Annotated in this window: 9 protein-coding genes and 1 pseudogene; 4 read left to right on the forward strand and 6 right to left on the reverse strand. The window is 58.1% G+C overall.

Features of this window, described 5'->3' with window-relative positions; all coding sequences use genetic code 11:
• Positions 1-1,155: a Gfo/Idh/MocA family protein gene (locus tag AC1DLT_RS01440; RefSeq protein ID WP_477485635.1), complete on the reverse strand. Its 1,155-nt coding sequence runs from the start codon at positions 1,153-1,155 to the stop codon at positions 1-3.
• Between the two features lie 259 nt (positions 1,156-1,414).
• On the opposite strand from AC1DLT_RS01440, the gene AC1DLT_RS01445 reads away from it, so the two are divergent.
• On the forward strand, positions 1,415-2,464 hold the full coding sequence (locus tag AC1DLT_RS01445) for an amidohydrolase family protein (RefSeq protein WP_477485636.1): 1,050 nt from the start codon (positions 1,415-1,417) through the stop codon (positions 2,462-2,464).
• Positions 2,465-2,639: 175 nt separating this feature from the next.
• Positions 2,640-3,341, forward strand: a complete 702-nt coding sequence (locus tag AC1DLT_RS01450) for a TetR family transcriptional regulator (protein WP_477485637.1) — start codon at positions 2,640-2,642, stop codon at positions 3,339-3,341.
• A 262-nt stretch (positions 3,342-3,603) separates the two neighbouring features.
• Here AC1DLT_RS01450 and AC1DLT_RS01455 read toward each other — a convergent pair whose 3' ends face one another.
• The 5 genes from AC1DLT_RS01455 to AC1DLT_RS01475 form a co-directional block, all read right to left on the reverse strand.
• Complete coding sequence (locus AC1DLT_RS01455; RefSeq protein WP_477485638.1) at positions 3,604-4,602, reverse strand: ABC transporter ATP-binding protein; 999 nt, start codon at positions 4,600-4,602, stop codon at positions 3,604-3,606.
• 4 nt (positions 4,603-4,606) lie between these two features.
• Positions 4,607-6,232, reverse strand: a complete 1,626-nt coding sequence (locus AC1DLT_RS01460) for a glycoside hydrolase family 43 protein (RefSeq protein WP_477485639.1) — start codon at positions 6,230-6,232, stop codon at positions 4,607-4,609.
• Between the two features lie 14 nt (positions 6,233-6,246).
• Positions 6,247-7,077, reverse strand: coding sequence for a carbohydrate ABC transporter permease (locus AC1DLT_RS01465; protein ID WP_477485640.1), 831 nt, complete (start codon positions 7,075-7,077; stop codon positions 6,247-6,249).
• The gene (locus AC1DLT_RS01470) at positions 7,074-8,006 is read right to left on the reverse strand and encodes a carbohydrate ABC transporter permease (RefSeq protein ID WP_477485641.1); all 933 of its coding nucleotides are present in this window, start codon (positions 8,004-8,006) and stop codon (positions 7,074-7,076) included. Before AC1DLT_RS01470 ends, AC1DLT_RS01465 begins: the two co-directional genes overlap by 4 nt.
• Before the next feature lie 65 nt (positions 8,007-8,071).
• Complete coding sequence (locus tag AC1DLT_RS01475) at positions 8,072-9,325, reverse strand: ABC transporter substrate-binding protein (RefSeq protein WP_477485642.1); 1,254 nt, start codon at positions 9,323-9,325, stop codon at positions 8,072-8,074.
• A gap of 213 nt (positions 9,326-9,538) precedes the next feature.
• Here AC1DLT_RS01475 and AC1DLT_RS01480 point away from each other — a divergent pair, with 213 nt between their 5' ends.
• Both AC1DLT_RS01480 and AC1DLT_RS01485 read left to right on the forward strand, forming a co-directional pair.
• Positions 9,539-10,720, forward strand: coding sequence for an AraC family transcriptional regulator (locus AC1DLT_RS01480; protein ID WP_477485643.1), 1,182 nt, complete (start codon positions 9,539-9,541; stop codon positions 10,718-10,720).
• A gap of 146 nt (positions 10,721-10,866) precedes the next feature.
• Positions 10,867-12,078 (forward strand): annotated as a pseudogene (locus AC1DLT_RS01485) (Tn3 family transposase); the annotation flags it as partial.
• Between the last annotated feature and the right edge of the window lie 178 nt (positions 12,079-12,256).

Raw genomic sequence — 12,256 nt, forward strand, 5'->3', positions numbered from 1 at the left:
TCACAGCCCCAGGTCTTCCAGATCGATCCAGCGGCGCTCGCGGGCGCTCTGGTATCCGGCTTCGGCGAGCTGCACGCCCTTGGCGCCTTCGACGAAGGTGTAACGCCACTCAGAACCTTCCAGCACATGGCGCAGGAACTGCTCCCACTGAACCTTAAAACCGTTATCAAGCGGGACATTGTCCGGAACCTCCTCCCAGGATTCGTAGAAGTTGAGCGGCTGCGGTACGTCCGGGTTCCAGACAGGCTTCGGAGTATTGACGCGGTGCTGGCTGTAGCACCTGTGGAGGCCGGCGACTGCCGAACCGTGTGTCCCGTCGATCTGGAAGGTAACGAGGTCGTCGCGACGGACGCGGGTGCACCAGCTGGAATTGATGTGCGCGACGATGTCGCCTTCAAGCATGAAGGTCGCATAGGCGGCGTCGTCTGCGGTCGCCTGATATTCCTTTCCACTCTCGTCCCACCGCTTGTCAATGTGGGTCGCAGTCGTGCAGCTCACCGATTTGACTGGCGCGACCACGTTGTCGAGGACATAGCGCCAGTGGCATAGCATGTCTGACACCATGCCGCCGCCGTCGGCAGCGCGGTAGTTCCAGCTCGGGCGCTGTGCGGGAAGGTAGTCGCCTTCGAACACCCAGTAGCCGAATTCGCCCTTTACGGAGAGGATCTTTCCGAAGAAGCCGCTGTCACGCAGACGCTTCAGCTTGACCAGTCCGGGGAGGTCGAGTTTGTCGTGAACGATACCGTTCTTGACGCCCTTTGCCTTTGCGTACCTGGCGATTTCGATGGCTTCCTCGAGTCCCTCGGAAATCGGCTTTTCGCAGTAGACGTGCTTGCCCGCGTCGATCGCCTTGCGAAGAAGCGTCGGACGAAGCTTGGTGGAGGCAGCGTCGAAGAAGATCTCGTTGTAGGGATCGGCCAGGGCGCCGTCGAGGTCAGTGGTCCAACGCTCGACGTTGTGGGTCTTGGCAAGGCGCTCGACCTTGGAGCCGTCACGGCCGACGATGATGGGATCCGGGACGATCCGGCTGCCGTCGGAGAGTACGACGCCACCCTGATTCCTGATCGCGAGGACCGAACGTATGAGATGCTGGTTCATCCCCATTCGGCCGGTCACGCCGTGCATTACGATGCCAATTTTCCTGTCACTAGCCATAGCTTGCCTCCCGTCTCGGCGGTCGCCCGCCCTTCGATAGTTGCCGTTAGAGATTTAATTCACCATCTGGAGAATTGACAGCGTTATTGCAGACGACAAACCGTTTGGCAAGTTGACAATTCATCGTCCGGTGAATTAATTGAAAAAAATCGCAGGTACCCAATTAGTTTTGGGCCCGGCGTCCGCCACGGCGTGAGATCGTCAACTCCGTTTAATGAAGCCGATCGGCGTGCATTCTGAACCTTAAGGAGAAGTGACGATGGCCCCTGGACCTGACACAAACGACATGTCGAGCATGATCGATGGTTGGACGCACATCTTTCCGGAGGAGTACTTCGAGAAGATCAAATCAGTCTCGACCGCCGCCGGACCGCTCAAGCGCTGGGTCACGTTGAAACCCCTATTTGATCTCGGCGAACGCTTCAGGCTGATGGACAAGTTCGCCGGCTATCAGCAGATTCTGACACCGTCGATGCCAGCCTTCGACGAGATCGCCGAAGTGCAGGATGCCGCGGACCTCGCCCGGTTGATGAACGACGGATTGGCGAACCTGGTACAGACCTACCCGGACCGGTTTCCTTATTTCGTGGCAGGAATCGCCATGATGGACGAGGCGGCCGCAGTCTCCGAAATCGAACGGGCAGTCGCCCTTGGCGCCATTGGCTTCCAGCTTCCCACGCATGTGCGCGGCATGCCGCTGGATCACGAGCGGTTCTCCAGCATCTGGGACGCGCTTGCCGCCACGGGGCGCCCCGTCTGGCTTCATCCGATCAAAGGGCCAACGGCCGATTATCCGACGGAAGAGAAATCCAAGTTCGAGATCTGGTGGTGTTTTGGCTGGCCGTATGAATCCACGGTTGCGATGTCGCGGCTGGCGCTTTCGGGTCTCTTCGACCGCCACCCCCATCTGCGGATCGTCACCCATCATATGGGTGGCATGATTCCGTTTTTCTCCGGGCGCATCGAGCAGGGCCTGGGCCTGGAGATGGGCGCAAGAACCCCTCCTTCGGATGCGCACCTCCTCCCAGGCGACCTGAAGCACCCGGTGTCCAAATACTTCAAGGCGTTCTATGGCGACACTTCGTTGTCGGGAGCGGCGGGTGCGCTTCAGTGCGGCATCGACTTCTTCGGCCTTGACCATGTGGTCTTCGCCACCGATTTCCCGTTTGACGCCGAGGGGGGATCGTATCTGATACGAGAAACCCTCCGTTCGTTCCAATCAGCAACGATGTCGAAGGACGAGATACTCACGATCGGGAACCGCAACATCCACAAGCTATCGAACCCTTCCTTCGAGTCGCTGTTTTGATCAACCAGATCGGCGCCGGCATTCGCTTCCGAAGAGAGCGTGTCTGGTCGTCGTCGGGGGGCTTGTTTATATTGCCTACAGTAGAGGTCACCTGGAGCAGTCGGTCCCAAGGCGGATTGCTTCATATCTCTGAGCGGCCACTAACCGGCATGTTTATGCGAAAGGCTGACGCCCAATGGCGCGACGTAAATTGAGTTCATCAGCAACTGAGGATGAGATCCCCGCGGAGGCCCTGACCAAGTTCCGGGATGCAGACCGCTCAAAGAGGCTCATCCTGGAGGTCGCGGGGGAAGAATTCGCCGAGCACGGACTCGGAGGTGCACGGATGGCCCGCATCGCCGAACGGGCAAACCTCGACAAGAAACTGATCTTCTACTACTTCGACAATAAGGAACGCCTCTACACAGAGGTACTCGCCGACGCCTACGCAAAGATCCGAAGCGCGGAGTCCAAGCTCCACCTCACTGAATTGGACCCTGCGGACGCGGTTTGTCGCCTCGCCGAGTTCACCTGGAATTACTATGTCGAGAACCCCGAGTTCATCACATTCCTCAACAGCGAGAACCTGCACCGGGCGCGACACGTACAGACTCTTCCAAACATCCAGAACCTCAATTCGCCGCTCGTCTCGATGCTGAGATCCATACTCAAGCGCGGGGAGGACGAAGGTACGTTCAAGCGGGACATCGATCCCATCCAACTCTACATCTCGATCGCTGCTCTCTCGTATTTCTATCTTTCCAACAACTATACACTTTCGGCAATATTTGGGAGGAATCTTCTTTCGGATGACGCGCGAAAGGAACGGCTGGAGCATATAAAGCAGATCGTCCTCAGTTATGTTATCCTCCCCTCGACTGAGGCCGTAGAACCGTAGTCGAGCAGCGGCATAATTTTATTGAGAAGTGGTATTGGGAGAGGTTCCGATCGTTCGCCTTGACAGGACTCGAACCGACGACCCGCTTATTGTGTCGGCTGAATCTACCGAAACGACTGATCATGCGTTCATTTTCACAAACTCGAAAACTGCATCGATCACTGCGCCCTGCCTGGCGATCTTCTCGCTGCCACGACGCCGATGCGGCCTCCTGGCGAGGCCGCTTTTCGTCTCCGATCTCTTCACGTCTAGATAACTCAACTCAGATACGGTTGCCGTTAGCGTCGAAAAGATGCGTCACGGCAGGTTCATAGGACAACCAGACCTGCTCCCCCGCAGACAAATTTGCGTCTCCGATAGTGCGTGCGATCACGGTTCCCAAGCGCTCAACCAAAACATGTAAAAACGTGTCACTCCCAAGACGCTCCGTGAACTGAACTTGGCCCTGTAAGGCGCCACTCTCCCGGCTCACGGTTATATGCTCGGGCCTGACACCGAGCGTCTGTGCTCCCGCGACCTCGGCTACAGCGCCGGTAAAGAAGTTCATTTTCGGCGAGCCGATGAAACCGGCGACAAACAGGGTCTGCGGGCGATTGTAGAGGTCGATCGGTGCGCCGACCTGTTCAATACGACCCTTGTTGAGCACGACGATCTGGTCGGCAAGCGTCATGGCTTCTACCTGGTCGTGTGTCACATAGATCATCGTCGCGCCCAGACGCTGGTGAAGCTGCGCGAGCTCGACGCGCATCTGGGTACGCAGGGCCGCATCGAGGTTCGAAAGCGGTTCGTCGAACAGGAATACCTTCGGTTCCCGCACGATCGCCCGGCCGATGGCCACGCGCTGACGCTGGCCGCCGGAAAGCTCTGCCGGTTTGCGCTTCAAAAGCGGGGTCAATTGCAGGAGGTCGGCGGCGGCGGCGACCTTCCGCTTGATCTCGGCGGTCGACTCCTTTGCCATCTTCAGCGCGAAGCCGATATTGCCCTCGACGTCCATGTGCGGATAAAGCGCGTAGGACTGGAAGACCATGGCGATGCCGCGCTCCGTCGGCCGATCGTCCGTCACGTCGCGGCCGTCGATGAAGAGATGGCCGTCGGTCGTTTCCTCAAGCCCTGCCGTCAGCCGTAGGAGCGTCGATTTTCCGCAGCCGGATGGTCCGACGAAGACGGTGAACGATCCGTCGGGGATGTGCAGGGAAACGTCCGGAATGACATCAATGGCTCCGAAGGTCTTTTTGATATTGCGATATTCGAGCGCGGCCATGGGATCAATCCTGCGGAAGGTTCTTGTAGATGAAGTGCGAGAAGTCCGCCGGCATTGCGAGCCCGCCGAGATCGTTCGCCGCCATGCCGACGAAAGCGCCGGTGAAATTGCCGATGCCGACGAACGATCCGGTAATCTTGCTCTGCTCGCCTTCGCCGCTTTCGTCGGAAAGGACAGAGTTGTCGAGCACCGGCCCGATGCGGGTCCACGCGTCGTCTTTCCAGTAGAAGAAGCGGAGAGCCGCCCCCCTTACCTCGACGCGCATGCGCACCGGACCATCCGGAACGGGGATCGGATCGGCAAGGCCAAGCATTGTCATGCCGTTCGGCCATTGGCCGTTGCAGTAGAAGATTTGCAGCGAACGGCCCGCTTTCTCGTCATGGCTGAGGCAGAGATAATGATAGGCGAAGCGGTTATAATAGGCGATCAGCCCAGCCATCTGCAGATAGGACGTCGGATCGCAATCGACTTCCGTTTCGGCGTCGTAATCGAAATGCGTCTGGCGACGGGCGACGAGAGACTGCTCAAACCACGACCCGATGGATTCGCGGCCGAACAGGCGCAGGTGGCCGGGGCGATCCGACAGCGAAAACAGTCGTTCCGGATGAGGTGTTCTCAACCACTGGAATGCGGTGGGCAGGCCGATGTCCGGATTGAATTCGTAGCGCTCCGGCTCTGCCGGGAAGGGATGCGGAGGAAAGGCCGGAGCCGGCACCTCGTCCATCGGCACGTACTTCTCGCCTTCCAGCCTCAGCCAACCGTCATCGCCCCAAACGCATTTCTGGATCGCCGTCTCGCGACCGAGCACGGAACGATAGAGACCCGGGAGCGGCCGGCTGCAGAGATGTACCATGTAGGTATCGCCGTCAGGCGTCTCGACGAAGTCGCCGTGGCCGCCGCGCTGCAGCGTCGCATCAGGATGGAAGCGCGACGTGACGACATGAGTGTCGGGGTGCAACTCGTAGGGACCGGCGATGTTGCGCGACCGGGCCATGGTCACGGCGTGGGAATAACCTGTGCCACCCTCGGCGACCATCAGATAATACCAACCGTTCCGCTTGTAGAGGTGTGGTCCCTCCGCTAGGCCCAGCGGCGAGCCGCGAAAGATGTTGGTGATCGGACCGACGAGCTTCTTCTCGACCGAATCGTATTCCTGGAGAAGGATCCCGCCGAAACGTGACGGGCGCCCGCGGTGATCCCAGATCAGGTTGACGTGCCACTTGCGGCCGTCGTCGTCATGGAAGAGGGACGGATCGAAACCCGAGGAGTTGAGATAGACCGGGTCGGACCATGGTCCCTCGATGGTCGGGGAGGTGACGAGATAATTGTGGCAGTCCTTGAAGGCCCCGCTCTTTCGCTTCACGTCCGTATAGATGAGCCAGAACAGGCCATCCGCATACGTGAGGCAAGGGGCCCAGATGCCGCAGCTGTCCGGATCGCCGCGCATGTCGAGTTGCGAGGCGCGGTTGAGGGGCCGGCTTGCGAGGCGCCAGTTCACGAGATCGCGCGAGTGATGGATCTGCACGCCCGGATACCATTCGAAGGTCGAGACGGCGATGTAATAGTCCCCGCCCACGCGGCAGATGGAGGGATCAGGATTGAATCCAGGGAGGATCGGATTCTGGATCATGACGCGATTCATAACTAACCTTTCACGGAGCCACGGGTGAGGCCGGCAACGATGTATTTCTGGGTAAAGGTGAAGAAGATGAGTGCCGGCAGGATGGTCAGCGACACGAAAGCAAGGATCTTGTTCCACTCGATCAGGAACTCACCGCGGAATTGCATGATGCCCAGCGGCCAGGTGTAGAGGCTGCGCTCGTTCAGCACGACCAGTGGCAGCAGGTAGTTATTCCAGCTCTGCACAAAAACGAAGGTGCCGACGGTCGCCAGGATTGGCGTCGAAAGCGGCAGAGTGAACCGGAAGAAGAAGCCGATATAGTCACAGCCATCGACATAAGCTGCCTCGAACAGCTCCCTCGGCAATTGCTGGAAGAAACTGCGCAGAAGAACGACGGCGAAGGCCATCGAGAAAGCCGTCTGCGGCAGGATAATGCCCAGTGGATTGTCGAGCAGATCGAGATCGCGAATCTGGATGAAGAGAGGCACGATGGCTGTAGCAAAGGGGAACATGAGTCCCAGGAGCAGGTAAGATTGTATGTATCGGGAACCGAAGAACCGGATCTGGGCAAACACATAGGCTGCCATCGACGCGGATAGAAGCGTCAGGATCACGGCCGAAATCGAGACCACCAACGAGTTGCGCATGTAGGTCCAGAACAGGGGACTGAACAGGATGTCGGAATAGGTGCCCAGGTCCCACACTTTCGGGATGCCAAATGGTGACGACCGCAATTCGCCCATGGACTTGAAACCACCCAGGAAGGTGGAAAGCAGGGGCAATATGACAATGGCCGCAACAATGGAAAGCACGGCTGCACGCAACAGCGCCGAGAAAAAACCGGGACGGATCACAATACGTCTCCCTTGGAAAGCGCTAGGCGCCGATAGCCAAATGCGGAGACCAGGCACAGGATGAACAACACGACGCCGACGGCGCTACCATAGCCCACGTTCAGCTGGGCGAGGCCATAGGTATAGAGATAGCTGACGATGGAGTGGGTCGAGTTCGACGGCCCGCCGTTTGTTAGCGGGATGATGATGTCGAAGACCTGCAGGGCGCCGATGATCGCGAAGAAAGCGGATAGCTTGATCGCGTGGGCGATCAGCGGCAGCTTGACGTAGAAGACCTTTTGCCATGGTCCTGCTCCGTCAATATCCGCAGCTTCGATGAGATCCGAAGGAACCGCCTGCAGTGCGGCTATGAAAATCATCATGTGGTAGCCGAAATACTTCCACACGATCACCGTGATGATGGCCATGAAAGCGTATTGCCGGTCGGCCAGGATGTAGATCGGCTCGATGCCGAGCGCCGCAGCGATCTGGCCGGATACTCCGTAGTCGCCATCGAAGATGAAGCTCCATATCAAACCGGTGGCGATTTCAGCGAGAATGTAAGGTGCGAAAAAGATCAACCGGAACACCGTGTTAACCGGCGTCTTCCTGTAAATGAGCAGCGCCATGGCCAAAGCGAGCGGTATCTGGATCAAGATCGACGCCAATACCAGCTTGAGCGAATTCCACATCGACTGATGAAAGACGGAGTGGTTGATCAGGCGCTGGTAGTTCTGCATGCCGACGAAATTCGTGACGGCGCCATAGCCGCTCCATTTGAAGAAGCTCAGATGGGCGGCATTGATGATGGGCCAGATGACGAAGATCGTGAAAAGGACCAAAGCTGGCGGCAGGAAGAGCAGGATTGTTGCCAGCTTCCCGTCCTTTTGCATGCGCGATAAGCGCGCCATCCGGCTGCGCCCCGGGCGTGTTCTCGTAAAAGTGTCCATAAGTAACCTTGCTGGTTCAACCGGCGGACGGGCGGCGGGGCCGCCCGTCTGAATTGGGAGAAAGGTCAGCGCATCTCGCGCGCTTCTTCGACCTTCTGCGCAGCTTCTTCAGGCTTGATGTCGCCGGTCGCAATCTCTGCGGCGGCATCGTTCAGGGCGGCCCCGACGCTCGCACCGAGCGCCTGGTCGAGATAGAGCTGGTGGTGCGGCGCCCTGGCGAGTAATTCTCCGATGCCGCGCAGGCGAGCGTCCTGGATATTGGCCTGAGCGTCCTTCGCAATGGGAAGCCAGATGCCCAGCTTGCCGCCTTCGAGTTGGTTTTCTTTGCTGGTCAGGAACCGGAGGAACTTGACGGTGGAGGGCGCAGCATCCTTGGTGATCAGCCAGCCGTTGACCCCGCCGAACGTGTCGTTGGCATCGCCCTTTCCACCCGCAACGGTCGGAAAGGGGATGAAGTCGAGATCATCGCCGAGGCCTTTGCCGGATGTCGAATTTTTGGCCTGCACGCCGATGAAGAAATTGCCCATCAAATAGAACGCGCCCTTGGCGTCGCCGAAAAGACCGGCCGCCTTGTTCTGCGTTGTATCCATGAAGCCGGGCTGAAAGGGCTCGAGGTCAACGAGCTGCTTGAAGGCTCCACCGGCCCTGACGAAGTCCGGATTGTTGAAGCCGCCATTCTCACCCCGGTCGGCAGCGGCGATGCCTTCGGTCCCAGCAAAGCGGGTCGCGAGATAACCATAATAGAAGGCGATCGGCCACTTGTCCTTGCCGCCGAGCACGATGGGCGTAATGCCAGCAGCCTTCACCTTCTTGACCGCTCCGAGGAAGTCATCCCAGGTCTTGATGGATTTCGGATCGACATTGGTTTTGGCCAACAGCGCTTTGTTGTAGAACAGGGCGACGCCGGCAGCATAGAGCGGAACGCCGTAGAGCTTGCCCTTGTATGTATGCGCAGCGATACCAGCGGGGGCATATTGTGCGCGGGCATTCTCATCCATCTGCGCAGAAATGTCCTTCAGGACACCGGCCTCTGCCTGTTCGTGAAATACGCCGCCCGTCCAGGTGAAGAACGCATCCGGACGCGATGAAGATTGGAGCAACGTCGGGAGCTTTGCCTTGAACGACGTGTCGTCCATGTAATCGAACTGGATCTTGACGTCCGGGTTCGCGGCTTCGAAAACCTTGATGGCGTTCGTGTAATAGTCGCGGGCCCCTGGTGTGTTGGTCTCAATCGTCAGAATGCGAACGGTCTCGGCCCATGCCGGGCCAGCAAAAATCATCCCCAGAGCCGTGGCGGCTCCAAGCCAAAGCGATCTCATAATCTTTTCCTCCAACTGGTCTGGCGGTTACGCCAGTTCCTCCGACCCGGTTCTTGCGGGCTTGCTGGCACCTTAGAGGAAGCAATTTCTCAACCGGCGTTATAATTTTTAACAGGTTGGCATAAAATCAGCATTCCACTTGCAACGCGTCGATATTGATAAGAATGGCAGATATCATATGAACTCAAAGTCCGGCCCCGGAGGAGGAGAGTTTTGGTCTCAAAGCCCAGCAGCTATCAGGTTGCCCTGTTTTTAAAGGCTCGAGGCGACTACGGCAGAGAGATCATCGCTGGCGTGTGCGATTACGTTCGATCCACGCGGTCGGTATGGGACCTGCTCCTGCATGAAGATTTTCGCGATAGCGTCGATGGAATTTCCGAATGGTCGGGACACGGTATCATAGCGGATTTTGATGATCCGGATTTCGAGTCCACATTGTCGGATTTGAGTATTCCGGTTATCGGCGTCGGCGGATCATACCAGCGTGAATCGGATTATCCACGCAACGTGCCCTATGTGGCGACAGACAACGAGAAGCTCGTAACGGAAGCCTATACCCATCTGGTCGATATGGGGCTTCCGCGATTTGCGTTCTACGGATCCCCGGAAGCCCATCGTTACCGTTGGGCCGTCGAGCGTGAAAAGGTGTATCTCAAGCTGTGCGCCCGCGATTTGACGAAGCCTGAGATCTTCCGCGGCAAAGGCACGTTCGGTCCTGACTGGGATGAGATTTTGTCGGACGTCATTGCTTGGCTGAGGGAGCTTCCCAAGCCGATCGGCATTATCGCCGTCACCGATTCACGCGCGCGCCACATTTTGCAAGCTTGCATTCTTGCAGACATAGCGGTGCCGGAAGAAGTATCGATCGTCGGGATAGATGACGATCCTCTTCTGCGTATGCTCACGCGCATTCCGATTAGCTCCGTGCGGCAGGGGACGCGCAAGATGGGGCAGATCGCTGCGTCAATGCTTCACCGCCGTTTGAAGGGCGCTATCCTGGATGAGCCGCGGATCATCATTCCGCCCGCCGGGCTCAACCCGCAAATATCCTCGCGATACCAACCCATCTATGATCCCTACGTCATGCGCGCGAGACATTATATCCGCCAGTTCGCGGGCCAGGGGATCAAAGTTGCTCAAGTTGCGGCGTATGTGGGCGTTTCCAGGACGACCCTCGAAACCCATTTCCGGCGCGCGTTTGGCTGGACCGTCCACGACGACATGTTGGCATTTCGACTTCAACTCGCACGTGAAATGCTGGAGGAAGGTGAGCGATCGCTTGAGAGGATTGCCGAATTGAGCGGCTTCACCAGTAATCAATACATGCATGCAGTCTTTAAACGAGAGCTGGGTTGCAGCCCCCGGGAGTATCAGAGGCAACAGGTCATGCGATAGTCGCCGCGCCGAAAAGCCCGGCGTGTTCGGTAGGTAGGAGACGCAGCTTGTCTTGTAAACGCGATCCATCAATAACGGTTACCACTGAACCGCGTCGGATTTACCGGAGGCCCCAACTCGTGAGAAGCAGGGTCTATGACAAGCAAGACGACCGAACGGAATTTTCGAACGCCTTTACCCATCTGCGCAGCGGTCGGACGGCCGACAACAAGCTTGCGCTCCTCACCGCCATCCTGGCGGACGGCATCAATCTCGGTCTCACGAGAATGGCGGACGTTTCCCCCGGCATTACGATGCGCCAACTCGCCTGGGCGCACGATTGGCATATTCGCGAGGAAGGTTACACGGCCGCGCACGCCATTCTCTTCAACGCCCAGAGGCAATTGCCTCTGGCAAGCTTGTGGGGCGATGGAACAACGTCATCCTCCGATGGCCAGTATTTTCCGGCGGGCGGACACGCCGAGGCGATCGGCGACCTCAACGCCCGCTATGGTCCCAACCCCGGCGCCAAGTTCTACCGGTTCACCTCTGACCAGTACGGCGCTTTCTACATCATCGCCATGAATGCCAATGCGAGCGAAGCCATCTATGTCCTCGACGGACTGCTCTATCATGGCAGCGATCTCGCCATCGAAACCCACTATGTCGATACCGGCGGGGTAAGCGATATGAGCTTCGCCCTTTGCCATCTCGTTGGTTTCCAGATTGTGCCCCGGCTGCGCGGTCTCAAGGATCGCAAGCTCTATCTCTTCCCGGGCGACACGCCTCCCGAAAACCTTGCATCGCTCGTTGGCGAGCCCATCAACGTCGAGCGGATCAAGGCAAACTGGAACGACATCCTGCGGCTGGTCACGACGATCCGTTCCGGGCAGGTTCGGCCTTCGACCCTGTTGGCAAAGCTGTCCGCATTCCCACGCCAGAACGGACTGGCGTTGGCGCTACGCGATCTCGGTCGCATCAATCGGTCCATCTTTCTGCCCCAGTGGTGGCAGAACCCCGAAATGCGCAGGAACGCGACGGCCGGCCTCAACAAGAGTGAATCCCAGAACACCTTGGCCCGTGCGCTGTTCTTCAACCGGCTCGGAGAACTGCGAGACAGGACCTTCGAGAGTCAGTTCTACCGGGCGTCCGGGCTGAACCTGCTGATCAATGCCATCGTCTACTGGAACACTCTCTATCTCGAACCGGCCTCCGCCGACCTCAACCGGGAGGGTATCGCCACGCCGCCCGACCTAGTCAAACACATCACCCCGCTCGGGTGGCAACACATCAGTCTCACTGGCGATTACATCTGGACCTCGACGGAAAGCCTCGATCTCAGGCCGCTACGGCGCGAAACATCCATCCTCGCAGCGTGATCACCATACGTTCTCAAAAGTCGGACAGATTCAACACTTTCGTGTCGTGACGCCAGGTCGGGCCGAGAACAAGAGCAGTGCGATATCGTACGCTAAGGCCGAACGAAACGGGAACCATGCCGTAGATCGGATGCGCAACATCTGATCTCTGTGGATTGCTATCGACATGCGCCAGTTT

It is taken from the genome of Neorhizobium sp. 05N33 (genome assembly GCF_056397445.1).